This window comes from Rhodococcus sp. 114MFTsu3.1 (assembly GCF_000383555.1).
GTDB classification, from domain to species: Bacteria; Actinomycetota; Actinomycetes; order Mycobacteriales; family Mycobacteriaceae; genus Rhodococcoides; species Rhodococcoides fascians_E.
Genome location: NZ_KB911554.1, coordinates 185,074 through 210,103 on the forward strand (window position 1 = coordinate 185,074; position 25,030 = coordinate 210,103).

Consider the following 25,030-nt stretch of genomic DNA (forward strand, 5'->3'; position numbering starts at 1 on the left):
GGACGTGGTGCCCGTCCTGGCAGGTGTCTTCGGAGACCTGGGCTGGAACGGGTCCTCGCTGTCGGTGATCAGCAAGCGAACCGGGCTCGGCAAGGGCAGCCTGTACCACTTCTTTCCCCGCGGAAAGACCGAGATGGCGGAGGCAGTTCTCGACGAGGTCGAGCGGTGGTTCCAGAGCAACGTGTTCGCACCGCTGCGTGCCGCGACGGACGCCCGCGCGCGCTCCCACGACATGTTTGCGCAGACCTCGAAGTACTTCCAGTCCGGCCGTCGGGTCTGCTTGTTCGCGGCGTTCTCGCTCGGTGAGGAGCGGGCACTCTTCGGCTCCCGCGTCGCCAAGTACTTCAGCGATTGGATCGACGCGCTGACGCCGGTGCTGCGGCAACTCGGACACGGCGACGACGCCCAGGGTTTGGCGGAGGAGATCGTCGCCGGGATACAGGGAGCGTTGGTGCTCTCCCGCACGTCCGGCGACACCCGTAGCTTCGAGCGTCTCATGTCCCGCCTGGAGACCGCCGCGCTCGGCACGGGCTCGCTGGAGATGGCGCGATGACCACCGGACCCATCACCACCAGACCTGCTCCGCCGCTGCGTACATTCGGAGTTCGCGAATTTCTGCGCCTGCTCGTCATCGGCGCGGTCCTGGTGTTATATCAGGTGCTGGCTGTCGGAAAGTGGGCGCTCGCACCGCGTCGCGGTTGGCCGCTTCACGCCTCGGAGGGCGTCGTCGACGCCTTCTTCGTCCTGGGACCGACGTTCGTCAAGGTCGGGCAGTTGATGGGCTCGTCCCCGGGACTGTTTCCCAAGGTCCTGGCCGACACCTGCCTCCGATGTCTCGACGAGGTCCCGCCCTACCCGGGTGCGCAGGCCCGCGCCACCATCGAGTCCGACCTGGGACGGCCGACGGCGGAACTGTTCAGCCGCTTCGACGACGTCCCGCTGTCCTCTGCATCGGTCGCGCAGGTGCATCTGTGCGTCCTGCGCGACGGCCGCGAAGTGATCATGAAGGTCCAGCGCCGGGGCATCTACCACCGCATGAAGGTGGACCTGCGCATCGCCTACATCTTCGCCCGGGCGCTCGAGAAGTTCATCGTGTTCTTCAAGACCGCCAACGCATCCGCGATCATCGTCGACCTCCACGCCGCCACATTCGCCGAGTTGGACAGTGTGGTCGAAGCGCGCAGGCAAGCACGCTTCCGCGAATCGATCTCCGCGTTCGGCGACAACGAGTACGTCACCGCGCCAGAGGTGTTCACCGAATACTGCGGCAGCCGCGTGATCTGCATGGAACGAATGCACGGTTCACCGCTCGACCAGTGCACGCCGGGCGACGCGTCGGAACTCGTCGTCCGGCGAGCCGCGAAGGTGTGGATGGAAGCGCTTGTGCTGCACGGCCTCTTCCACGGCGACGTCCATGCGGGCAACGTCTGGGTGCTCGACGACGGACGCGTGTCCTTCCTCGACTTCGGCGTGATGGGCGAACTCGACGAACAGTGGCGGATGCTCCTGCAGGACCTGTTCCACGCCACAGTCGTCGACGGCGATTTCACCCGCCTCGCGGGCAGCGTCAAGCGTCTCGGCATCGTCACCGACGACGTGGGCACCGACGCCGAGGTCGGACTCATCCTTCAGGCCGTGTTCGCACCGATGCTGTCGGACACGTTGGCGCACTTCAGCCTGACCGATTTCATCAAGGCTCTCGTCGGAATGGGCAAGCAGTACCGAACGTCGAGTCCCGAGGAACTCATTCTCGTCGGCAAGCAACTCGGATACTTCGAGCGGTACGCGATCGAACTGGCCCCGAACTGGGCGCTCGGGACCGACCCGTTCGTCTTCAAGAACGTCTTCCCCGCGGAGATCGCTGCGTTGTCCACAGCACGCGGAGTGGAACTTCCCGATTGAACCGGAGTGGAACTGCCGGCTACTTCAGTTGGAGAACCACTTTTCCTGCGGCGGTGCGATTTTCGAGTGACAGTATGGCATCGGATGCCTTGTCGATCGAGAACACCGTCGGCTCCGGGGCGGTCAGTTCTCCCGACGCCAGCAGCGGTTCCAGCTCCGCCCACTGAGTCGCGAGGTACCCCGGCCGCGTCATCCACCATGCGCCCCAACCGACACCGACGACGTCGACGTTGTTGAGCAACAGGCGATTCACCTTCACTGTCGGGATCTCGCCGCCCGTGAAACCGAGCACCAGGATGCGTCCCGACGGCGCCAAACTCCTGATGCTGTCGGTGAACCGATCACCGCCGACAGGATCGACGACGAGGTCGACGCCTCTGCCGTCGGTCAGCTTCTTGACGGCGTCCTTCCATCCTGTTCCGTCCGCGTCCGCGGTGAGCACGACGTCGGTGGCGCCTGCAGCCCTCGCGATCTCACCCTTTGCCTCGGTGCTGACGACCGCGATCACGCGCGACGCTCCGAGTACCGGCGCCAACCGCAGCGCAGACGTTCCGATACCGCCTGCAGCGCCGTGCACCAGCACGGTCTCGCCCTCGGCCAATCGCCCTCGTTCGCGAAGCGCGAAGTGCACCGTCAGGTCGTTGAAGAGCAAACCCGCCCCTGCCGTGAGCGACACGGCGTCGGGTAGTGGAAACACGGTGTCGGGCGAGACGACGGCGACCTCCGCCATACCGTCGGACAGTCCGGTCAGCGCGGCGACACGGTCGCCAGGGGCGAAACCCGATCCCTCCGGCGCCGAGCGCACGATCCCGGCGATCTCGCTGCCGGGGACGAACGGTAGTTCCGGCTTGTACTGGTACAGCCCCCTGGTCAGCAGCGCATCCGGGTACGCGACGCCCGCCGCCTCGACGTCGATCACCAACGCGTCGTCGCGAACCGCGGGTTCGTCGATGTCGACGATCTGCACCGATTCCGGGCCGTCGAGACTCGTGATGTGTACCGCGCGCATGTGCTGTCCTCTCGGAAGATCTGCTGCCAGGGGGAATGCCGACGATCTACGTACCTCGATCCCACCGTACAAGTCGATGTGATCGAATCGACTCATGAGTACCCCCCTCACCGTCGAAACACCGTCCGGGCCGGCGCGCGGAGGCATCGTCGTCGTCCAGGAAGCCTTCGGAGTGACCACCCACATCGTCGACATCTGCCGGCGCCTCGCCGACGCCGGCTGGGTAGCCGTCGCACCCCATCTCTTCCACCGCCAGGACAAGCAGATTCACGATTACACCGACATGGACTCGGCGATGGCGTCCATCGGCGCGCTGCAGGCCACCGAGGTCGATGCCGACGTCGACGCGGCCCTCGGTGACATCGCCGCCCGAGGCTTCGAACCGGCCCAGTCCGCGATCATCGGGTTCTGCATGGGCGGATCGGTTGCCTTCCACACCGCTGTTCGACGCACGCTCGGCGCAGCCGCCACCTACTACGGCGGCGGTATCGACAAAGCCCGCTTCGGTTATCCGACAATGCTGTCCGTCGCCGACGCACTCCAGACACCGTGGCACGGTTTCTTCGGCGACCTGGACACCGGCATTCCCGTCGAACAGGTGGAACAACTGCGTGCCGCCGCAGCAACGGCCCCTGTGTCGACCGAGATCACTCGCTATGCAGAAGGCCGGCACGGCTTCAACTGCAACGACCGGCCCGCGGTCTACAACCCCGACGCCGCCGCCGACGCCTGGGTCCGCACTCTCGACTGGTTCGACGGCCATGTCGCCCGCTGAACCGAGCTCGACCGAACGAGGAACGGACGAACCAGGAACGGACGAGACGGAGCAGGTCCGAGCGTTCTGGCAGGAGCTCGAACTTCCGGGGCTGTTCGACGTCCACACCCACTTCATGCCGAAGAACGTCATGGACAAGGTGTGGGCGTACTTCGACAGTGCGGGGCCGCTCGTGGGCATGGACTGGCCGATCACCTACCGCGAGGACGAGGAGGTGCGGCTGAACCGGCTGCGCGAGTTCGGCGTACGCGGTTTCACGTCGATGATCTATCCGCACAAGCCGGGGATGGCCGCGTGGCTGAATTCGTGGGGTGCAGATTTTGCGCAACGCACACCGGATTGCCTTCGGACGGCAACGTTCTATCCCGAGCCCGATGCGGGACGGTATGTCGCCGACGCGATTGCCTCCGGGACCCGAATCTTCAAGTCGCACATCCAGGTCGGGAACTACTCTCCCGGCGATTCGATGCTGGATCCCGTGTGGGGCGCCATCGAGGATGCGGCGATACCCGTCGTCATCCACTGCGGTTCCGGCCCTGCACCCGGCGATCACACCGGGCCTGAGCCGATCGCGGCACTGCTTCGACGCTTTCCGCGCTTGCCGTTGATCATCGCGCACATGGGCATGCCCGAGTACACCGAATTCCTCGATCTCGCGACGCTTCACCAGGAGGTACGGCTGGACACCACCATGTCCTTCACCGATTTCTCCGAGTCGGCGTGGCCGTTCCCGGTCGCCGAGAGATCGCGTCTACTGGATCTGCAGGACCGCATCTTGTTCGGAAGCGACTTTCCCAACATCCCGTACCCGTATCTCGATGCGCTCGAGGCCGTCCGTCGACTCGATCTGGGCGACGACTGGGTTCGAGATGTCTGCTACCACAACGGCGCAACCCTCTTCGGACTGCACGACGCCTGAGCCGAAGCACCTGAACCGAAGGTCAGGCCAGCTTGAAACTGCGAAGCGCCTCGCTGGCCGCACTGCCTTGGCGGAAGCCCGCCTCGGCGGCTGCAGAACGCACAGCCGGGTCCGTGGGGTCGGGTCCGATGACGGACAGGGTTTCGGCGTCGGGCCGGATGACCTCGACGCTCGAACCTCCCGCGATCAAGCGTTCACGCTCGGCCGCCGACGGATCCTGCCCGGCATCGATGACGCCGACCTGCAGGATCAGGACTTTCGCGAAACCGACTGCGAGGTCGGCGTTCTCGCTGGATCGAACGCCTCCGTCGACATAACGGTGCACGCCTATCGTCACCGGTGGCCACATTCCCGGGATGGCGCAGCTGGCCGCGACAGCGTCGACCAATCGCACTCCGGAATCACGATTCAGCACGCGGTGTCGGCCCGACTCCGCGTCCACCGCCACGACCCTGAGATCGCGGTCCGGCCACTCGTGCGACGGCAGCCGGTGTGCGATCACCGCACGCCGTTCGGCTTCGGACGGTGTCGACGCCGCCAGTGCGGCGGTACCGACGTAGCGGGCGAAGCGCTGACGGTCGCCGGCGGCCCGCTCGGCTGCCGTGTCGAGCAGCTCGTTCAACGAATCGATCGACACGTTCGGGCGCGGCTCGTCGATCTGCAATTCGGGCCGAACCTGCTTGTCGTAGAGGTCCGCGAGCGACACACCACTGCTGACCTGGGCTGCGACGGCTGCGCCCGCCGAGGTGCCGAGCAGCATGTCTGACCAGTCGGGGCCGGTCACGTCGACGCCGGCGTGGGCCAGTCCGTGAAGCAGTCCCGTCTGCCATGCGATTCCGGCGACCCCACCGCCGCCGAGAACCAACGCTGTGCGCGACACATTCATCCCCTTCGATACGAACATCCCCGGCTACGTTCTTCGAGCCCCAGGCACAGAACCTACTACCTCGGTGTCGACTCACTCGCGGAGCCAGACTGTCGATTCACCCGCGGAGCCAGCCAAGCGACCAGATCGGCGAGGACCTGCTCACGTTCGGGTTCGTTGAAGACCTCGTGGAACAAGCCGTCGTACACCTCGAGGGTGAGGTCGGTGGAGCCGGCTCTCTCGGCGATCATCCGGCTGCCTGCCACGTCGGCGAGCTTGTCCTCGCTGCCGTGCTGCAGCAGCACCGGCAGCGTCAACGACGGCAGAGCCGCCGGGAAACTGTCCATCGCGCCGACGAGGTGGCTGGCCAACCCGGCAGGAACCTTTCCGTGATGCACGAGAGGATCCGCGTCGTACGCGGCGACGACGGCGGGGTCGCGCGAGACGTCGGCCGAGTCGAGTGCCTGAACCGGAACGGACGGCGCGATTCTGCCGAGTAGCTTTCCGATCGGCACGAGGATCTTGGGTGTTCCGTCACCGAGCACCACTGCCGGGCCGGACAGCATGAGACCGTCGAGCTCGGCTTGATGCTCGAGTGCGTAGGACAGCGCGATAGCGCCGCCCATGCTGTGCCCGAGCAGGAATGTCTTGGTGTTCGGGTGCGCGGTGCGGGCGATGCGGAACAGTTCGTGCAGGTCGCTCACGTAATCCGACCAGTTCTTGGACTCGAGCCGTTTGCCACCCGACCGCCCGTGCCCTCGGTGGTCGATCGCGTACACGATTAGGCCGAGGTCGCCGAGCACGGCGGCAACGTGGTCGTAGCGTCGGGCATGCTCACCCAGTCCGTGGGACAGCACGACCAGCCCGGTAATCTCGGCATCGGGCGTCCAGACGTCGTAGACGATGTCGGTCCCGTGCCGGCCAACGAGCGAGAACTCGGCTCTGTCCACAGTGGTGCTCCTCACGTCGGGTCTGTGTGCCCATCCGATCACGTGGCTGGTTCGAACGACAATGGTGAGGACCTTTGCCCGAAAATAACTGTTACCTTTAGTCAGAGTAAATTTCTTGCGGTCGATTTTCCGAGAGGGGGTATGCGACCCTCATGACCCAGCAGACTCCGAGCGTGCCGCTCACGTGGCGCGATCCCAAGAGATACCTGTGGCCTCTCGGCCTGGTGATCCCGCTCAGCCCGTTCATGGCCTGGGGCCTGGTCAGTTGGCTCGGCCCTGGCGCGTTCTGGCTGCTGGGCCTGGTGATCATGGGCATCGTCATCCCGCTCGTCGACGCCTTCTCCGGCGTAGACCGTCGTAACCCGCCCGTCGAAGCCGCCGAGGCGCTCGAAAAGGACAAGTACTACCGCTGGTGCCTGTATCTGCTGATCCCGCTGCAATACGCCGGGCTGGTCCTGGCCTGCTACCTGTGGGCGCACGGACCTCTCGGAGTTCCGGAGCGTGTCGGGTTGGCGATCACCATCGGAATCGTCGGCGGAGTCGGCATCAACGCCGCGCACGAACTGGGCCACAAACGTGAGAACGTCGAGCGCTGGTTGTCCAAGGTGACATTGGCGCAGTCGTTCTACGGGCACTTCTACGTCGAGCACAACCACGGTCACCACGTGCGCGTGGCGACGCCGGAGGATCCTGCGTCGGCCAAGTACGGCGAGAGCTTCTGGAGGTTTCTTCCGCGGAGCATGATCGGCGGCATCGTCTCCGCGTGGGAGCTCGAGCAGCGCCGGCTTCATCGCATCGGCAAATCGCGCTGGACCGCCCACAATCACCTGTTCAACGCGGCGGCCATCTCGGTCGTGTTGTTCGCGGCTCTGATCGCAGGCTTCGGCTGGATCGTGGCGCCGTACCTGGTGCTGCAGGCTGTGATCGCGGTAATTCTCTTCGAGGCCGCGAACTACCTGGAGCATTACGGGCTTCTGCGGCAGAAGACCAAGCGCGGGCGGTACGAGCGCACCAATCACACCCACAGCTGGAACAGCGATCACCTGTGGAGCAACCTGTTTCTGTACCACCTCCAGCGGCACAGCGACCACCACGCCAACCCGGTGCGGCGGTACCAATCCCTGCGCAGCATGGACGATTCACCGCAGCTCCCGGCCGGGTATGCGGTGATGATCTTCTGTGCACTCGTGCCTCCGCTGTGGCGGAAGGTGATGGATCAGAGGTTGATCGACTATTACGACGGGGACATGTCGCGCATCAATTCCCTGTGAGCGCGGAGCGCCCTAGTCGTCCGTCTGCGCCCGCAGGTATCGCCCGAAGTGGGGGACCGTGAAGGCGATGGTTCCCCGCTCGGCGGAGTAGATCAGCCCCTTCTTGATGAGCCCGTCCCGTGCGGGGGACAACGACGCGGGCTTGCGGCCCAGTTCGGTGGCCACCGCGGATGTCGGCACCGAGGCATCGTCGCCCGAAAGATCGGCCATTGCCCGCATGTACTCGCGCTCCGCTGGAGTTGCCCGCTCGTACCGCGAACCGAAGAATCCGACCGCGAGCTCTTCCTCCGCAGTCGGTGCTGCGACACGGACGTCCTCGGCGGTGATCGGTGATTCGGCCGCGAGATCCCACGTCGCCTTGCCGTACGCCTGCACGAAGTACGGGTATCCGTCCGCAGCGTCGTACAGCGCGTCGAGTGCCTCGGTTGTGAACTCGACGTCTTCGCGATCCGCCGGCGCGATCAACGCAAGATCTGCCGCGGTCCGTTCGAGCCTGCCGATGCGGTGATAGCTGAACAGCCTCTCCGAATAGCTCTTCGACGCGGACAGGACTGCAGGCAGATGCGGCAACCCTGCGCCGACGATGATCAGCGGCGCCGCGTCCTGGCTCAGCTCGTGGCAGGCCGCGCACAGGGCCGAGATGTCCGCAGGCCCGAGATCCTGCATTTCGTCGATGAAGATGGCGATACCTACTCCGACGTCGCCGGCGAGCGCCGACGCGTCGAGCAGCAGTTCGACCAAGTCGATCTCGATGTCACCCGAGTCGGCGCGTCCGGTCTTCGCCGGAACGTCGATGCCGGGCTGCCAACGCTCGCGCATGCCCTTGTCCGCCGACGCTCGGAGCGCGAACGCCTTGAGCACACCGAGAAATTCGTCGACGCGCTCGGGATCCCGGTGCGACGCGGCGATTCCTCGGACGGCCATGTGTAGTGCCGACGACAGTGGCCGTCGCAGCTCCTGGTCCGGCCGCGCTTCGATCTTGCCGGTGCCCCATCCTCGCGCGACGGCCGCCGAACGCAAGTGATTCAGCAATACCGTTTTCCCGACGCCTCGCAGACCCGTCAGTACGACGCTTCGCTCCGGACGGCCACGGGTGATGCGCTCGAGTACGACGTCGAAGGCGTCGAGTTGCTTCTTTCGCCCGGCGAGTTCGGGCGGACGTTGACCTGCGCCGGGAGCGTAGGGGTTACGCACGGGGTCCATGGGGTCAAAGTAACAAGTGGGATTGCTCTTTATGGGTACATCTAGGCCGTGTCCTAGAGAGTGTTATCGAGGCCTAGCAACTTCATCGCGCCGTATCGGGCACTATCGGCTGGCCGCTAGACACCGTTAGACGACCGAATTCTTGCTCTGCACGGGCAGGCGAGAGTACTTTGACACTCGTGCAGAAGTTTCTCGTAGTACACCGCCGTAGCGGGGTCTGATTCGGACCGACCCCCGCTGCGGGTCGTTGTGCTACCTATCTCGGTCCTTCCTTCACATTCGGAAAGACCACTTCCATGAACGCTCTCCCCTGCACCTCTTCCGCCCCGTCGTCTGCCAGCGAGTCCTTCGCGTCGCGTTTCGGCGGCATTCTCCCGCCGGAACTGACGGCCTCCGCGCAGGCCATGACCTGGTCGGAGTTCCGTGCCGAGTTCAGCGGCGCCTCGGGTCCGATCCGCCTGGGCAGCTGGCAGGAATCCGACGCGCGAGGCGGCCGGAAGACCTTCGATGCGACCTTCGGGATCGGCGACTCCATTCACTCCACGACGGCAACCAGCTTCGGCCCGATCGACGCGTTGACGTCGATGCTCTACGACGCAGGCATCCACATCGAGATCACCGCGTTCCACCAGCAACCGCTGGGCCTGCATGAGCTTCTGCACGGCTCGACGGCGACCTTCGTCCAGTGCGACATCGACGGTCGACGCGAATGGGCGATGGCCATCGACGCGAGCAGCGTCGAATCATCGATCAGGGCCGTCATCGGCGCAGCCAACCTACTACTCGACCGGCGCAGGGCTGCACGTCCGTCTCTGGATGGTTCTACACCTCTATCGGCTGCGCGCTAGATATGCGTAGAAGGCGATAGCAACGCTCACTATCGCCTTCTACGGCTTTCTTCCATGGACACTAGAAACATGTAGAAAGCGTTACGGCATTTCCATCGTCTCGGCCCGCCGAATCTCGCCGACCGCGCGTTGGATGTAGCCCTGGGCCGCGACCTTTCGCCTGACCAGCAAGTCGGTGATGATCAGGATCGCGTGCTCCGGCCGGGGAAACGGCCGTTGCTCCGCGGCCTCCTGCATGTGATCGGCGACGCCGAGCGCCCCCGTCAGCACCTCGACGAAGCCGGGAACGTCCAGATCCTCGTACCACGCGGCCGACGCCCGGACCGCGCTCGTCAATGCATCCTGGACGTCCTCGCCGGTGAGACCGTCGGGATGCAGTTCTTCGAGTAGCGAACGCACCATCTCGGCGTGGATCGAGGAGACCTGGGCTCTGTCCTCGGAGTCGAGACTCCGCGCGGCGTCGTCGAAGTCGCCTTTCGAGCGGGCGCGTGCCGCGGTGATTGCGTCATCGGTTGCGTCGGCGATCGCGCGTACGGTCGGCGGCCAGTCGGAGTTCTCGATCACCGGTCGATTCTCGCAGGCAGGACCGACAGTTCGTGTACATGTAACCCGGATTCATACTAAAGTCGAGTGCATGAACACCGCTATGGACCGCAGAATCGTCGTCAACGAGGGCATGCACCTCGCCGTGTTCGAGACCGGCAACCCGGACGGTGAGACGATCGTGCTGGTTCACGGCTGGCCCGACACGCACGAGTTGTGGAGCCACATCGTCCCGCTCCTCGAAGACGACTATCGCGTCGTGTCCTACGACGTGCGCGGAGCAGGCGAGAGCACGATTCCTCAGGAGCAGTCGGCATACCGGCTCCGCAACCTGGCCTCCGACTTCTATGCAGTGATCGACGCCGTCAGCCCGGACCGGAAAGTCCACGTCCTCGCGCACGACTGGGGCGCAGTCCAGGCCTGGGAAGCAGCGGCCGAGCCACACGCCATCGACCGCATCGCCTCCTACACATCCATTTCCGGTCCCAACCTCGACCACCTCGGCAAATGGTCGCGCTCGCGCCTCGCGAAACCGACGGCGGAGGGCATCCGACACGTCCTCGCCCAGGTGCGCGCCTCCTGGTACACGGTCACGTTCCACATCCCCGGACTGTCGACGCTGCGAATCAAACGCCAGTTCGCCAAAGGGTGGCCCGCGTTCCTGCAGGAGTTCTCGGGCGTCGATCCTGCTCTGGTGAAACAGAATTCGACCCTGTGGTCCGATGCAACCAACGGCACCAACCTCTATCGCGCCAACATCATTCCACGACTGACGAAGCCGCGGGAACGCTACGTGGACATCCCCGTCCAACTGATCGTGAACACCGAAGACGTCGCCGTGCGCCCGTACCACTACGCGGACACAGGCAAGTGGGTGAAGAACTTGACTCGCAACGACATTCCAGCAGGCCACTGGTCGCCGATCTCCCACGCGCGCGACATCGCGGAACTCACCAGGACGTACATCGCCGGACTGGCCGCTGAGTAGCCGGCAGCCAACCGAAGAACATCTCAGGGCGCGAGAACCAGCTTGTGCCGCACCGATGATGCTCGGCTCCATGCCTTCTCGACGTCGGACAGCGGAACTTCCTCGTACTCGATCCGAAGCTTGCCTTCGGCTGCCCAGTCACTGATCCGACGGTAGGCGTCGACCACCGCTTGCGGCCCGTGGTGAATCGGCATGAACCCTGCGACCGTCGCTCCCAGTGCCCTCATGAGCTGTGCCGGGATCGTGATGTCGGCTCCGGCTCGGTCGCCGATCTGAATGGACCGCACGCCTCGGTTTCCCGCCCGAAGCGCGGCGAGTGCCACAGTGCCCCAGGTGTAATCGAGGATCACGTCGACGCCTCCGGACGCGTCGCGGATCGCTGCCGTCAGGTCGCCTTCGGTCGAGCCGACGGCGACCACACCGGTGGCGCCGAGTTCCAGCGTCGCCTCCAATGCCTGCCGGTCGCGTCCGACGACCGTGATGGACCCGGCGCCGAGCAAGGACGCAGCCTGCACGGCGATGCGCCCGACCACGCCGGTGCCGCCCAGGATGACGACGCTCTCGCCTGCCTTCAGGTGCGCCCCCTCGACGAGCGGCATACTTCCCGCCAGGCCTGCGTTTCCCAAGGTCGCGGCGGTTCCGAAGTCCAGGCCGTCCGGAATGTCGATCAGGTTGCCCACGGGTACGGGCGCGAACTCGGCCATCGAACCGAACGGAGCCCGCGGCAGGGAGAAGTACACCCGACGTCCGTCGGCGGTGACGCCACCGCCTTCGATGCCTGCGATCACGGGCAGGGTTCGCGGGCTCAGGTAGTGCCCGCCCGAGGCGATGGCAATATCGACGGCATTGATCGTGGCCGCTTCCACCCGAAGCACCTCGATGCCCTCCGCACCCGTCGGGTCCTCGTGATCGGCGAACCTCGGAATCCCGTACTCGGTCAGAACTGCTGCTTTCACGACGTGCCTCCACCCATCGTCCGCACCCTCACGCGGGTGACTGAATCGGTATTCACTGAATCTAGATTCAGTCTGTACGCTACACACGTAGCTGTCAACCGAAAGGGCGCATGTGCCGACCACTTCACGCGAGCTTCAAGCCGCCCGAACCCGCACGGAACTCGAGGACGCCGCGCGCGTCGTGTTCGCGCGGACGGGATACCTCGCGGCCAAGATCACCGACATCACGCGCGAGGCCGGCCGGTCGACGGGGTCGTTCTACAACCATTTCGACAGCAAGGACGCACTACTGCTCGCCCTCGCCGAACGGCTCGGCGAGGAAGCCGACGCGATAGTCGCCGCGCAGGATCCGGTCGCACGAACCGCGCGAACCATGCGTCCCCACCTCGAGGTGTTCTGGCGGATCTTCGGCGAGAATCGAACAGTCATCGACGCGCTCCGCGACGCAGCCCTCGTCAACGACGAACTCTCCTCCCGTGTCGAAGAATTCACCATCCTGCAGTTCGAGCCGTGGGTCGACAGACTGCGCGGATTCGAGAGCGACGGCGTCGAGCTGCCGGCGTCACCCGCGGTGACGGCGCAGCTCGTAGCCGGCGCCGCCGAGTCGTTCGCACGCCGATGGACGGGCGAACCGTCGCACGGACTCGATGCGCTCGTCGACTTCGTCGATCGCGCAGTCTTCGGTCCACTCGTGAACACACGCCCCGATCAGGCGAGGTGACCACGCAGCGTGTCGGAGGTGTAGTCCCGACGGAAGAGCCCCCGCGACTGCAGGACAGGTACCACATGGTCGACGAAGTCGTCCAAACCGTCCGGATACAGCGGGGGCATCAGGTTGAAGCCGTCCGCTGCACCGCCGTCGATCCAGGCCTCGATCTCGTCGGCGATGGACTCGGGAGTGCCGATCATCGTCGCATGGCCGCCGCCTGCGGCGAGCGTACCGAGCAGCTCACCGACGGTCGGGGAGTCCTTCGCGATGATCCGAAGGATGGTCTCGTACCGTCCGTGGGGCCCGGTGAATTCCTCGATGGGAGGCAGTGAAGGGACAGGAGCATCGAGTTCCCACGCACTGCAGTCTTGTTCGACGAACGTGCTCAGTTGTTTCAACGACTGCTCCACCGGCAACAAGGCGTCGAGCTCGTCCTTCTTCGCCCTCGCCTCGGCTGTGGTCGATCCGACGTAGGTCACGAGGCCGGGCATGATGCCGACGGACGCCGGTTCCCGTCCAGCGCTGCGGACCCGCGCCTTCACATCTGCGTAATACGCTGCGCCGGAGTCGATATCGTAGGCAACTGCATAGATCGCCTCGGCGTAGCGGGCGGCCAGATCCCGGCCCTGCCCCGACGCGCCCGCCTGGAACAGCACCGGCCGGCCTTGCGGCGAACGAGGGACCGTCAGTGGACCGTCGACCCGGAAATGTTTGCCCGAGTGGTCGATCCGGTTCACCTTGTCCGGATCGGCGTACACGCCGTCACGGTCGAGCACGAGCGCGTCGGCGTCCCACGTGTCCCACAGAGCGAGGGCGACGTCGACGAACTCCTCGGCACGCGCGTATCGCTCACCGCGAGGCGGGATCTCGTCGAAGCCGTGATTGCGTGCCTCGGCGTCGAACATCGAGGTGACGACGTTCCATCCGGCACGTCCGCCGCTGATGTGGTCGAGGGAGGCGAGCAGGCGCGCGGCGTGGAACGGCGTGTAGAACGTGGTGGACACCGTGGTCACCAGACCGATGTGCGTCGTCGCCCGCGCCATCGCCGTCAGCGCGGTGATCGGTTCCAGAAACCATGTTCCCGCTCCTGCCGGGTCACGCACCGAGTGGCCGTCGGCGAAGAACACCGCATCGAGCTTGCCGCGCTCCGCCGTTTGTGCGAGCTTCTCGTAGTACCCGATGTCGCCCAGATCCTCGACGCGCGAACGCGGATGTCGCCAGGCGGCGCTGTGGTGACCGCAGTTGTACAGGAAGGCGTTCAGATGCATCATCAGTCCTTGACCAATCCACCGTCCACGACGAGATTCTGGCCGGTCACCGAACGGGACCACGGCGATGCGAAGAACAGCAACGCATCGGCGAACTCCTCGGGCGTCACCACACGCTTCAGTGGAGTGGAGGCGGCGATGAAATCGAAGACCTCCTCCGGCGTCGCGGCGCTCGCGTCGGTGGTGCGCAACAGGCCGCCGGACACCATGTTGACGGTGATGCCGTCGCCGCCGAGGTCGGCCGCAAGCGTCCTGGTCAGGGACAGAAGCGCGGCCTTCGATGCCGTGTAGTCGTGATACGGCACCACCGGGTTCTGAAACAGGTTGGTGCCGACGTTGACGATCCGGCCCGATCCGGCGGCCCGCATACCCGGCACCGCGCGCTGAGTCGTGTTGAGTGCGCCGCGCACTGCGCCTTGGAACTGGGCGTCGAACTGGTCCCAGGAGATGGTGTCCGCCTTGCTGCGCGCGTCACCGTCGAACGAGAAATCGGCGAGAGCATTGTTGACGACGGTGGTCACCGACGTGCCGAAATGCTGCTCGGCTGCGGTGAACAGGGCGTCGACCTGGGCGGGATCGGTGACGTCGGCAGCGACGGCCACACCACCGATCTCCGACGCCAGTGCCTCCGCAGCCTCGCGGCTACGTCGATAGTTGACGACGACGCGTGCTCCCTGCGCAGCGAACGCGCGGGCCACTGCGGTTCCCAGGCCCCGTCCGGCTCCGGTGACGACGACGGTCTGACGATCGAAGTTCATGCGTGTGCCTCTCGCTCGGCGGACACCACGAACGTGAGGATGCACGGACACCCAGATAAAACTTTCGATCCGCGCTGACATCCCTAGGAATACCGGGGCATTCCGCAGGCTCCACGCCTGCCGCTGGTGTTGACCAGATCAGGTTCGACGGGTGTGTTCTCAGCCGCGTCGGTGCGGCACCCCGTGTCGACTGCACACTGTAGTCCCTTCGCTGGGCACTACCGTCTATCACTGCTTCTACGGACATCTATCGAAATTTGTAGAGAGTTATAGATCGTCCTACGGTCGAGCTAGCCGATGACCGCCCATCCGTGTGCCGGCACCGTCGTCCGTCCCCCGTCCACGGAGGCAACACCTGCCAGGACTTCACCGGAGATGGGGTAGTCGACGGTGTCGTCGCCGAGATTCAGCGCGACGTGCAGTGCGTTGTCTCCACTGTGGACCCGATAGAGCATCGCGGTGTTGGCCAGCTCGACGGTCTCGGTTTTCGCGGTGTGCAGCCACGGAGCGCGTCGACGTAGTCCGATCAGTTCCTGGTGCAGGTGGAACGTCGACCATCCCGCCGAATCGAGTTGCTCACGGGTCATGGGGAACTCGGGCCGGACGTCGTCGTCGCCGCCGACGCGCTCCTCCTTGACGCCGCGGAATCCCTGCTCGTCGCCGTAATAGATCATCGGTGTTCCACCAGTGGTGAACAGCGTGACGAGCGCGTGGGGGAGATGCCGTTCGTCGGAGATGGTGCTGGCGATGCGATTGACATCGTGGTTGCCCACGAACGTGGCGGGCACGAAGGTGTCGAGCCACTCGTTGTGGCGACCGAGGGCGTGCGAGAGCTCGAAGAAATTCTGCTCCGCGATTGCACTCCACGTCGCCTTCCACAGCTCGTACTGGGTCACCGAGTCCAGCGAGCTCCGCTGCACGATCTGTGCGTAGTCACCGTGGATGACCTCGCCGAGGAAATACGCGTCGGGGAACCGTTCGCGGACCCGCGGTAGCACGGTCGCCCAGAACTCCGGCGGCACAGCATATGCCGCATCCAGACGCCATCCGTCGGCGCCGCGGCCGAGCCAGTGTTGCATGACGTCGACGACGTAGTCCTGCACTGCCGCGCTGCTGTGGTCGAGCGCGACGAGTTCGTCGTGACCTTCGAAGTTGCGGTGACGCCCGGAGGCGTCGAGATGAAACCAGGATGCCGCGTCGGAGTCCCCGGCAAGAGCGCTCTGGAACCGTGGAAAGCTCTGCCCCACATGATTGAAGACACCGTCGAGCATGACCCCGATTCCCCGGCCGTGCGCTCGGTCGATCAGAGTGTCGAAGTCCTCGTCGGTACCGAGCCGCTGATCGACGCGCAGGTGGTCGACGGTCTCGTACCCGTGGCCTTCCGAGGCGAAGATGGGACCGAGTGCGACACCGGATGCCCCGAGTTCCAGTGCGTAGTCGAGCCATTCGACCACCTTGAGCAACCGATGCTCCTCGGCCAAGGAGGTTCCGTCCCACTCTCGCACCGGCGCACCGGCGAATCCGAGAGGATAGACATGCCACCAGATTGCGTGCTCGACCCAGGACGGACTCATGCGCGCACCACGGATTCGCGGCCGAGTTCGCCGGCACCGGTGTGCCCGGACAAGCTGGTGACCAGATCGAATTCGGCGAGGATGCAGCGTAGTACGTGCTCCACGCCCTCCTGCCCGCCGAGCGCAAGGCCGTACAGGAACGGCCGGCCGAGCAGTACCGCGTCCGCTCCGAGCGCAAGCGCCTTGGCCATGTCCGCACCCGTGCGCACACCGGAGTCGAACAACACCGTCACCTGGTCACCGACGGCGTCGACGATGGCAGGCAGCGCGTCCAACGATGCTCGTGCGCCGTCGATCTGGCGCCCACCGTGATTGGACACCACGATGCCTTCGACTCCGTGCTCGACGGCCGACCTCGCATCTCCGACGGTGCAGATCCCCTTGAGGACGATCGGACCGTCCCAGTGATCCCGCAGGAACTTCAGCTGACCCCAGTTCAGCCCCGGATTGGGGAACATCTTGGCCCAGTGCATCGCCGCAGCAATGGGATTGGTCTCCACGGGCTGCTCGAGACCGGCCTTGAACGCCGGATCGGTGAGATAGTTCTCGATGCCGAGGTTGGCGAGAAAGGGGAGATAACCGCGGTCGAGGTCCGCCGGACGCCATCCCAGCAGGGTCGTGTCCAGGGTGAGCACGAGCGTCGTGAAGCCGGTGGTCTTGGCCCGATCCAGAAAGCTCAGAAGCACCGATTCATCGGTGGGCCAGTACAACTGGTACCACCGCGGTGCGTCGCCACCGGCTTCCGCCACTTGCTCGAACGAGTGCGACGCCTGCGTCGAGTGGATGTACGGAATGCCGAGCGCCGCTGCGGCTCGTGCGGTGGCGAGCTCACCGTCCGGATGGGCGAGGGTCTGAATTCCCACCGGAGCGATCAACACAGGCGCGGGTAGCTCCGTACCGAGCACCGTGACCGAGTGATCCCGCTCGGCCGCACTACGCAACATACGCGGTGCAATGCGCCACCGGTCGAACGCTTCTCGATTGGCCCGGGCCGTCGAACCACTACCGGCGCTGGCGACGATGTACCCCAGCGCCTCGGGCGTCAGCCTCGCCGCGGCCTGATCCTCGAGTTTCGCGAGGTTGGTGGTGATCTTCGGCTTCTGATCGGTGAACATGCCCTGGGCATAGATGCCGATCTGATGGTCACTGAAGTTCATGCTCCCCACCGTAGTGGGCGGCGGGAAGTGGACGGCACGAAATCCACCCGTCGAGCAGCGCAGCGCAGCGTGCACGCAGGTCGGCTTCGTTATCCACCAGGTCTTTCCTGATGGCATCGACCATGTCCTGGTCCTGCTCGATACCGTCGCGCACCCACGCGTCGGCCCAGGAGTCGAAGACGTCGACGTCGATCTCGGGGTGGAACTGCAGTCCCAGGTGCCTGCCGTGCACGAAAGCCTGCTGGCCGGCACTGTTGCTCGCGATCACCGTCGCGGCGTCCGGCGCGACGAAGGTGTCGTCGTGATACTCCATCCACGGTCCGGGCCCGATCAGATCCGGGCGCGTCGAGCGGGTCTCGGTCAGGCCGTGTTCGGGGAACTGCGACCGCGTGACGGTTCCGCCCAGGATTCGCGCCAGCAACTGCCCACCGAAACAGACACCCAGAATCGGTACGTCCTTCTCGATGGCACGCTCGAGATAGTCGATCTCCGGGCCGATCCACGACGACTCTCCGTACGCGGCGTCCGGCGATCCCATGACGACCACCATCCCGGCGTCGTCCAGCGACGGCGGAGTATCGGCGTGCCCGTAGTCGAAGGAATGCACGTCGAGTCGGTATCCGCGACTCTCCAACTCGGGCGCGAGCGTACCGATGTTGCGTAGGCCCAGCGCCGGGTCACGATCGTGGACCAGAACGACTGCGCGCTTGTCGGTCGCGGAATCCTGTCGAGAATCGAACGTCATGAGGGACGAGGTTAGGACACGGTGCCGAACGGGACGTCCTCTGTACCGATACTGCCGTGTCGGTCGTGTGCTCTACGGTTGTTCTCCGTGCCACCACGTCGACGCAAACCCGCTTCCACCACTGCCCACACGGTCGGCGCGGGCAAGAGCGCTGCCGCACGTAAGTTCAAGGCGTCGTCGGGAACCACCACCGCGAAGAAACGCACCACCACACGCAAGAAGCCGGTCCGTAAGACGGCGTCGCCGGATCTGCCGCTTCCCGATCCAGGCGAGCGCGTCTGGGTACTCGACGTCCCGTTCGAGGATCGCGCATTGGCATCGGCGTCGGGCGCCCGCTGGTATCCGGGCCCACGCGTGTTCGCGTACTACGGAACCGATCTGCCCGACGGGTTGGCCTCGTTCGAGTCCATGCCGTACAGCCTCCAGCGGTGGGTGGAGGACGACGCGAACGAAGAGTGGAGACCGGAGGTCGTCCACGAACGGTCGTTGACGCCTCGCGAGACGCAACTCGAATCGGTGCGCCGGCAGCTGGGCGCGATGAACGCTGGGTTCCCGTACTTCGCGCAGATGGACTCGACGGGTCTCGGTAAGACTCTCGCCGTCTGCGAGGCCGTCCGGCAGGCAGGCTCCACTCCGGACATCGGCACGGTTCTGGTCGTCGCACCCAAGGGCGCGCTTCCGGGCTGGCGACGGACCATCGCCGATACCGAGGCGGATCTCGATCCCGCGGATCGCAAGCGTTGGCTGCTGGTGACGTATCAGTCCACCAAGAAGTTGTTGATGGTTCCCGAGGACACGGACCTGGGCAAGCGCAAGAAGACTCAGAACAAACGCACGATCACATTGGGCGAGTTACGTTTCGACATCGACGTCGTCATCGCCGACGAGTCGCATGCGCTGATGAACATCGAGTCGCAACAGTCGCAGATTCTGTGGCGGTATCAGGAGGCCGCGCGTGCGGTCGTGTGGATGTCGGCGACACCGGGGTATCAGCCGATGCACTTCGCGTACATGGCTCGCGCGATCGAGCAGAGCCGGGCGGCCGGTCCCATCGTCGGCGACGAGGAGGTCCTCGGGTACGGCGTGACCACCAAGTGGGCCGAATTCCTGATCGAGCAGGGTTTCGCACTGAAGGAGGGCAAGGCGACCACCGGGCTGAAGACGTGGAGGTGGGAACCTGAGGACGCCGCGCAGCGTACGCGCGACATCGACACCATTCACCGGTGGCTCTCCGGAGGTGCTGTGCCGTGGTCGATCTCGCGGCCCTCGCCCCCGACGCCGCGTGAGCCGCTCGGCCAGGAACTCACTGCCGCGCAGAAACGCCTGTACAACTCGGCGTGGGTGGATTACCGCAAGGAGCTCGGCCTACCACTGTGGAAGTCCGTCGGCGGCAAGCGTGTGCTGCAGAAGAACCCGAGCACGAGAGCTGCGGCACTGCGGTTCCGTCAGAAATGCTCCTACCTGCGGATCCCGTCGACGGCCGATCAGGTTCGCGCGTGGATTCGCGACGGCAACCAGGTGTTCGTCTCCATGTTCTACCGCGAGTCGGTCGCCGGCCTCGCGGAGGCGCTCCGCGACGAAGGCCAGGAGGTCGCCGTCGTCGACGGCAGCATGAGCAGTCAGGACCAGGAGCACGAGATCCGACGCTTCCAGACCGGCGCTGCCCGGGTGATCATCTCGACCACGACGAGTGCGATCAACCTGCACTCGAACGAGCTGTTGCTTCCGGAGCGGACGGTGTCGACGTCGGCGCCGCGTGTGACCTTGATTCACGATCCACGATGGACACCGATCGAGATTCGTCAGATCGAAGGCCGAGCCAACCGCATCGACAAGGACCACGAGCACACGACGTCGACGTGCTATTACGGATACGCCGAGGGCACCGTCGAGGAGGAAATGGTGCTCACCGGGATCGAGCGCATCGCGGACCTGGGCTCCATCGTCGGTCAGGCCGACCTCATCGACCCGGAAGCATTCCTGGCGGCGCGGGCGGAGGCGGGATCGGCGTCGGGCGAATAACGTGGGGTAGTCGACCGAGCCACTACGCGAGGGGGAGTCATGAGTCCAGACAGTTCCGATCCGCACCGCTTCGATCCGCACGATCTGTTGGCCGAGGCACGTCTCGGCGTCCTGGCGACCATCAAGTCCGACGGTAGGCCGCAGCTGTCGCCGGTGACGCCGTACTACGACCGCGACGCCGGAATCGTCTACGTGTCGATGACCGACGGTCGCGCGAAGACCAAGAACATCCGGCGCGATGCTCGGGTGTCCATCGAGGTCACCAGCGCCGACGGCAGGTCGTGGGCCACGGTGGACGGGACCGGGACGCTGGTCGGGCCGGGAGCGGACGCGTCGAGCCCAGAAGTCGACGCACTGGTCGACTACTACCGAGCCGCCGCCGGAGAGCACCCCGATTGGGACGAGTACCGGTCCGTCATGGTGTCCGACCGCCGCGTGCTGCTGAAGCTTGCCGTCGAGCACGTCTACGGCCAGCGAATCGGCTGACGAACCAGCTGCCCGTCGGGAACCGGCTGCGTTGACTTCCGCGACATGAGTCTTGTGCCCACCCACACGCTGACGATCGGCGTGCTGGGTCCGATGCGTGCGCGCCTCGACGATCGCGACATCGACCTCGCCGGCCCCGGCCGACGCGCAGTACTGGCGCGACTCGTCCTCGCCAGGGGTTCGGTGGTGTCGACGGATCTGTTGATCGAGGATCTGTGGTCGGGTGAACCTCCCCCCAAAGCGCTGGCAGCCCTGCAGGTTCACGTGTCCAATCTTCGCAGGACCCTCGAGCCCGACCGCAGGCCTCGCACGCCGGCGACGGTTCTGGTCAGCTCCGCGCCGGGATACAGGCTGGTCCTTCCGACCGAGCAGGTCGACGTCTGGCATTTCGAATCCCTGGTCGTCGGCGGCATACGCGAGAGCGACCCGACATCTCGGCTCGGAAGGTTAGATCGTGCGCTCGCGTCGTGGTCGGGTAGCCCGTATCAGGGTCTCGCGGACACGCACTGGGCTGCAGTGGAGATCGCACGTCTCGACGAACTACGAAGCACGGCAGTCGAAGAACGGGCGCATACGCTGCTGGATCTCGGTGCTGCACCCACGGTCGTCATCGCCGATCTCGGGAGGCACGTCGCCGACAGTCCAGGACGTGAGCGCCCCGTCCACATCCTCGCTCTGGCGCAGTACCGCGCAGGGCGACAGGCCGACGCCCTCGATACCCTGAGCCGGGCGAGGAGATACCTGTCCGACGAACTGGGCATCGACCCCGGCCCCGAGTTGCGCACACTGGAACGCGCCATCCTTGCCCAGGATCCCGCGCTCGATGCACCGCACGTGGTGGACGCCGCTACCGCCCGTGTGTCGTTCCCTGCGCCCGCGCCCAAGGCCCCGGTGGTGAACTGCAGACCGGAGGAAACGCAGGTCGTCCTCGATGCTGCCCGTGGTGTCGAACACGGCTCGTTCGACATCGTCTGGCTGGGAGGCGAGCCGGGCCAGGGCAAGTCGACACTTGCCGACACCGTCGCGCACCACTTGGCTGCCCGCGGATGGACAGCGGCATGGGGGTCGTGCCCGGAGGTCGACGGGACACCGCCGGGCTGGCCGTGGTCCGAAGTTCTCGCGTCCCTTCGGTCGCAGGCGCCAGTCCCCGGAAAGCTGCGGCAGATACTCGATCCCGGCTCGGCGTCCCATGATGTCGCCGTCGAGACATTCTGGCTGGCACGGGCTCTCATCGGCTATCTGACCCGTCTCTCGGCAACTGCACCGCTCGTACTCGTCTTCGACGATTGCCACCGAGCGGACGAGCTGACCATGCAGTTGCTCCGGCACCTGATTCTCGCTCCGAGGGGTGCGCGGGTGCTCATCGTCGCGACGTATCGAACCTCCGAGGTATCGGCCGAGCTGGACACGGTGTGGGCAGCAACGGCGGGCACTCCGTCGACCAAGATGCGCTTGACGGGGTTGACTCCCGGTGGTGTAGCGGAAGTCGCGAAGCAATCCGGCTACACGGACATGGACGCGGACGTACTCGACGTGCTCGCCGAAAGAACGGACGGCAATCCACTGTTCGTCCGTGAGTTCGCTCGGTTGATCGTGTCGGAAGGTGCAGCCGCGGCGCGCTCCTCGATTCCGGTGGAGATCGGTGAAGTCCTCCGGCGGCGCATCACCAGACTTCCCGAGAACAGCGTGCTGACACTCAGGCGCGCATCGGTTCTCGGCCGCGACGTCGATCTCTCCGTGCTCTCCGCGATGAGCGACAGGACCGAGGACGAGTTGATCGACGCACTGGAGCCGGCAGTCCTTGCCGGCCTTCTCACCGAGACCGACTCGGAGCGACTACGTTTCACCCATGCGCTCGTCCGCGACACGCTGTACACGGAACTGCCGCTGATGCGACGCACGCGGTTCCACGGCAATGCGCTACAAGTGCTCGCAGCCCGAACACCACACGATCCCGCACTTCTCGCTCACCATGCTGCACTGTCCGCAACTCCCACAACAGCACTCACGCTCGTGCCCTTCGTCGTGGACGCGGCCAGGCGGGCTGCAGCATTCGGTTCGCACCGAGAGGCGCTCGTACTGTGGAGCTCCGCCGTCGAACTGCACGAGAGCGCCGTCGACGGGTCCGAGACGGACCTGCTGGACATCCTGATTCCCTACGTCGGGTCGTTGGCGCGGGCGGGCGATACGGCGTCGGCGCGACGTCGACGGCGCCGAGCGGTGGACATCGCGTCGGCACCGGGGACCACAACGCACCTCGGGCGTCGCCGGTCGATCGACGCTCTCACGTCCTGGTCCGCGCCGGTCGTGTGGTCCATCCGGCCCGATGTCGTCGTCGATGCGTCCATCGTCGACCCCGTTCGAGCGTTGTTGCTGGATGCCGATATCGGTGTGGCTGATCGCGCACTGTTGCTGAGCACGCTCGTGTTCGAGATAGAGGGCAACGATGTCGCCGAGACAGTCGCCGCGGCGTCGGATGCGGTGCGTCACGCCCGACTGTCCCAGAACGACGCCGTTCTGTGCCGGGCACTCAATGCGTACGGTTACGCAACCCTCGGTCCTGATCTGGCGCACACTCTGTTCGCGACGAGCGAGGAACTGCTGCGTGCGGCGGTAGCCGACCCTGCATATCAATCTCTCGGTCACTACTATGCATTCTTGTCTCATTGTGCCGCAACGGAACTGGATGAAGCAGACGCGAGCGCCGCCGCCGTCATAATCCACGCCAGCGGGCAGCAGCTGGGTGAGATGCTGGGCGTCGTCCGGATCTACCGAGCCGCCTGCGACATCGCGTCCGGCCGCACCGACAGTGCGCTGCGCGGATACTCCGAGGCAGCGGCCCAGATGGTCGCCGGCGGCAGCGCGATCGCCCATCTGATCACCATGATCGGACGACTGGGCGTGGCAACGTATCTGGGCGATCTGGCACCGATGGTCGACGAGCTGAGCGCCATCGAGAACATGCGCCCCCAGAGCGTCCGGTACCCGCTGATCGTGGCATTGCTCGACTCGGGCGAGAAGCACAGGGCACGCGAACTCTGGCTCGACGCGGAGCCGTACGACAGGGATTACCACTGGCTCGGCATGACCGCCCACGCGGCCCGCGCCGCAGCGAGGCTCGGTGACCTGGAGGCGGCCACGAAACTGCACGACGAGCTCTCACCGTTCTCGGGTCGGATCGCGGGGTTCGACTCGGGCGCCTTCTACGCGGGCACGGTCGACTCCGCCCTGGCGGCAACGGCCGAAGCCCTCGGCGACACCGCTGCCGCCGAGGAGCTCCGAGCGCGTTCCGATGCCCTCCTCGAGTCACTTCGTCATCGGGTAGCTACGTCATCGGGTAGCTACGTCATCGGGTAGCTACGTCGACTCGTGAACTTGACTGCAGGCCGCGTGTGTCCGCTCCTGAGCTGTTGCCTTTGATCATCAGGACTCCGATTGCTGCGATGGCCAGGCCGCGGGGGATCTCGGTGACGAGCCCGGACAGAACCGGGGCCTGAGGGATCGGCGTCAGGAGAATCAGTCCGCCGAGCGTCATCACCGCACCGATCCACAGCGGTACTGCACGAGACTTCAGTAGCGCGATTCCGATGATCAGCATGCTCACCATGAAGACCAGGCCCGCGAACAACTGCAGGTTCTGGAATGCCGGATCGGCGAACAGCGAATCGTCCGTCGGGATGAGGAAATGAGCGGTCTCGTGCTTGGCGGCTATCGGTACCGAGACGAACGCTTCGACGGTCAGATGCGGGAGGATCACGAGCATCCCACCGAAGAAGTAGAGAGCGAATCCGATCAGGCCGAGCAGTCCTGTCTTCCTGGACACCCAGACGTAGACGGCGGGCAGCCCGAGGAATTGCAGCAGCGTCCCGATCAGCAGCAAGTACTGCGCGTAGGGGTTGAAGGGTTCGCTGAGCGCTTCCACCGAATGCGCCCATCCGCCGACGACCGGATGCAGTGTTCCGCCGATCAAGTTGAAGACGAAGGCGACGACGACGGCGATACCGCTCAGCCTGTACAGGAGCGAAGGTGTGATGTTCATGGTCGACAGCGTCGCCCACCGCACTTGGTCGCCACTTGGCGAG

At 65.3% G+C, this 25,030-nt stretch carries 23 protein-coding genes; 11 read left to right on the top strand and 12 right to left on the bottom strand.

Features of this window, described 5'->3' with window-relative positions:
- Positions 1-4 precede the first annotated feature (4 nt).
- Both H292_RS0119195 and H292_RS0119200 read left to right on the top strand, forming a co-directional pair.
- A complete protein-coding gene (locus H292_RS0119195) occupies positions 5-553 on the top strand; it encodes a TetR/AcrR family transcriptional regulator (protein WP_020112458.1) in 549 nt (182 codons plus the stop codon).
- Entirely contained in the window at positions 550-1,902 is a 1,353-nt protein-coding gene (locus tag H292_RS0119200) for an ABC1 kinase family protein (protein ID WP_020112459.1), read from the top strand. The genes H292_RS0119195 and H292_RS0119200 overlap by 4 nt, the downstream gene beginning before the upstream one ends.
- A gap of 19 nt (positions 1,903-1,921) precedes the next feature.
- On the opposite strand, the gene H292_RS0119205 is transcribed toward H292_RS0119200, so the two are convergent.
- The gene (locus H292_RS0119205; RefSeq protein ID WP_026348114.1) at positions 1,922-2,911 is read right to left on the bottom strand and encodes an NADPH:quinone oxidoreductase family protein; all 990 of its coding nucleotides are present in this window, start codon (positions 2,909-2,911) and stop codon (positions 1,922-1,924) included.
- A 94-nt stretch (positions 2,912-3,005) separates the two neighbouring features.
- Between H292_RS0119205 and H292_RS0119210 the strand changes: the two genes are divergently transcribed.
- Both H292_RS0119210 and H292_RS0119215 read left to right on the top strand, forming a co-directional pair.
- The gene (locus H292_RS0119210; protein ID WP_019666974.1) at positions 3,006-3,686 is read left to right on the top strand and encodes a dienelactone hydrolase family protein; all 681 of its coding nucleotides are present in this window, start codon (positions 3,006-3,008) and stop codon (positions 3,684-3,686) included.
- Entirely contained in the window at positions 3,673-4,605 is a 933-nt protein-coding gene (locus tag H292_RS0119215; RefSeq protein WP_020112460.1) for an amidohydrolase family protein, read from the top strand. The genes H292_RS0119210 and H292_RS0119215 overlap by 14 nt, the downstream gene beginning before the upstream one ends.
- Before the next feature lie 22 nt (positions 4,606-4,627).
- Here the strand turns inward: H292_RS0119215 and H292_RS0119220 are convergent, their stop codons facing one another.
- Complete coding sequence (locus H292_RS0119220) at positions 4,628-5,491, bottom strand: patatin-like phospholipase family protein (RefSeq protein ID WP_230595535.1); 864 nt, start codon at positions 5,489-5,491, stop codon at positions 4,628-4,630.
- Between the two features lie 56 nt (positions 5,492-5,547).
- Positions 5,548-6,420 carry an alpha/beta hydrolase gene (locus tag H292_RS0119225; protein ID WP_037188763.1) on the bottom strand — a complete coding sequence of 291 codons (873 nt, stop codon included), beginning with the start codon at positions 6,418-6,420 and terminating at the stop codon, positions 5,548-5,550.
- A 152-nt stretch (positions 6,421-6,572) separates the two neighbouring features.
- On the opposite strand from H292_RS0119225, the gene H292_RS0119230 reads away from it, so the two are divergent.
- Positions 6,573-7,691: an alkane 1-monooxygenase gene (locus H292_RS0119230; protein ID WP_020112463.1), complete on the top strand. Its 1,119-nt coding sequence runs from the start codon at positions 6,573-6,575 to the stop codon at positions 7,689-7,691.
- A gap of 12 nt (positions 7,692-7,703) precedes the next feature.
- Here the strand turns inward: H292_RS0119230 and H292_RS0119235 are convergent, their stop codons facing one another.
- Positions 7,704-8,894 carry an ATP-binding protein gene (locus tag H292_RS0119235; protein ID WP_020112464.1) on the bottom strand — a complete coding sequence of 397 codons (1,191 nt, stop codon included), beginning with the start codon at positions 8,892-8,894 and terminating at the stop codon, positions 7,704-7,706.
- A gap of 296 nt (positions 8,895-9,190) precedes the next feature.
- Here H292_RS0119235 and H292_RS0119240 point away from each other — a divergent pair, with 296 nt between their 5' ends.
- Entirely contained in the window at positions 9,191-9,742 is a 552-nt protein-coding gene (locus tag H292_RS0119240; protein WP_020112465.1) for an alpha-isopropylmalate synthase regulatory domain-containing protein, read from the top strand.
- Between the two features lie 81 nt (positions 9,743-9,823).
- Here H292_RS0119240 and H292_RS0119245 read toward each other — a convergent pair whose 3' ends face one another.
- A complete protein-coding gene (locus tag H292_RS0119245; RefSeq protein WP_020112466.1) occupies positions 9,824-10,306 on the bottom strand; it encodes a hypothetical protein in 483 nt (160 codons plus the stop codon).
- Between the two features lie 70 nt (positions 10,307-10,376).
- On the opposite strand from H292_RS0119245, the gene H292_RS0119250 reads away from it, so the two are divergent.
- Positions 10,377-11,273: an alpha/beta fold hydrolase gene (locus H292_RS0119250; RefSeq protein ID WP_027498933.1), complete on the top strand. Its 897-nt coding sequence runs from the start codon at positions 10,377-10,379 to the stop codon at positions 11,271-11,273.
- 23 nt (positions 11,274-11,296) lie between these two features.
- Here the strand turns inward: H292_RS0119250 and H292_RS0119255 are convergent, their stop codons facing one another.
- Entirely contained in the window at positions 11,297-12,229 is a 933-nt protein-coding gene (locus tag H292_RS0119255) for a quinone oxidoreductase family protein (protein WP_020112468.1), read from the bottom strand.
- A 112-nt stretch (positions 12,230-12,341) separates the two neighbouring features.
- Here H292_RS0119255 and H292_RS0119260 point away from each other — a divergent pair, with 112 nt between their 5' ends.
- Positions 12,342-12,950 carry a TetR/AcrR family transcriptional regulator gene (locus H292_RS0119260; RefSeq protein WP_019666984.1) on the top strand — a complete coding sequence of 203 codons (609 nt, stop codon included), beginning with the start codon at positions 12,342-12,344 and terminating at the stop codon, positions 12,948-12,950.
- Here H292_RS0119260 and H292_RS0119265 read toward each other — a convergent pair.
- The 5 genes from H292_RS0119265 to H292_RS0119285 form a co-directional block, all read right to left on the bottom strand.
- On the bottom strand, positions 12,938-14,209 hold the full coding sequence (locus tag H292_RS0119265) for an LLM class flavin-dependent oxidoreductase (protein ID WP_019666985.1): 1,272 nt from the start codon (positions 14,207-14,209) through the stop codon (positions 12,938-12,940). The genes H292_RS0119260 and H292_RS0119265 overlap by 13 nt on opposite strands.
- The gene (locus H292_RS0119270) at positions 14,209-14,964 is read right to left on the bottom strand and encodes a 3-oxoacyl-ACP reductase (protein ID WP_026348116.1); all 756 of its coding nucleotides are present in this window, start codon (positions 14,962-14,964) and stop codon (positions 14,209-14,211) included. The genes H292_RS0119265 and H292_RS0119270 overlap by 1 nt, the downstream gene beginning before the upstream one ends.
- 290 nt (positions 14,965-15,254) lie before the next feature.
- Positions 15,255-16,538 carry an alpha-amylase family glycosyl hydrolase gene (locus H292_RS0119275; protein WP_020112469.1) on the bottom strand — a complete coding sequence of 428 codons (1,284 nt, stop codon included), beginning with the start codon at positions 16,536-16,538 and terminating at the stop codon, positions 15,255-15,257.
- Positions 16,535-17,695: an alpha-hydroxy-acid oxidizing protein gene (locus H292_RS0119280; RefSeq protein ID WP_020112470.1), complete on the bottom strand. Its 1,161-nt coding sequence runs from the start codon at positions 17,693-17,695 to the stop codon at positions 16,535-16,537. The genes H292_RS0119275 and H292_RS0119280 overlap by 4 nt, the downstream gene beginning before the upstream one ends.
- Complete coding sequence (locus H292_RS0119285) at positions 17,682-18,440, bottom strand: type 1 glutamine amidotransferase (protein WP_020112471.1); 759 nt, start codon at positions 18,438-18,440, stop codon at positions 17,682-17,684. Before H292_RS0119285 ends, H292_RS0119280 begins: the two co-directional genes overlap by 14 nt.
- Before the next feature lie 87 nt (positions 18,441-18,527).
- Between H292_RS0119285 and H292_RS0119290 the strand changes: the two genes are divergently transcribed.
- Genes H292_RS0119290 through H292_RS0119300 form a run of 3 tightly spaced genes read left to right on the top strand, consistent with a single transcriptional unit; the run spans position 18,528 to position 24,305 of the window.
- Complete coding sequence (locus tag H292_RS0119290) at positions 18,528-20,462, top strand: helicase-related protein (protein ID WP_231383876.1); 1,935 nt, start codon at positions 18,528-18,530, stop codon at positions 20,460-20,462.
- A 39-nt stretch (positions 20,463-20,501) separates the two neighbouring features.
- On the top strand, positions 20,502-20,948 hold the full coding sequence (locus H292_RS0119295; protein ID WP_019666991.1) for a PPOX class F420-dependent oxidoreductase: 447 nt from the start codon (positions 20,502-20,504) through the stop codon (positions 20,946-20,948).
- Between the two features lie 45 nt (positions 20,949-20,993).
- Positions 20,994-24,305 (top strand): BTAD domain-containing putative transcriptional regulator, encoded by a 3,312-nt coding sequence (locus tag H292_RS0119300; RefSeq protein ID WP_027498934.1) that lies wholly within the window; start codon positions 20,994-20,996, stop codon positions 24,303-24,305.
- Here H292_RS0119300 and H292_RS0119305 read toward each other — a convergent pair.
- Positions 24,295-24,987, bottom strand: coding sequence for a hypothetical protein (locus H292_RS0119305; RefSeq protein WP_231383877.1), 693 nt, complete (start codon positions 24,985-24,987; stop codon positions 24,295-24,297). The genes H292_RS0119300 and H292_RS0119305 overlap by 11 nt on opposite strands.
- Positions 24,988-25,030 lie beyond the last annotated feature (43 nt).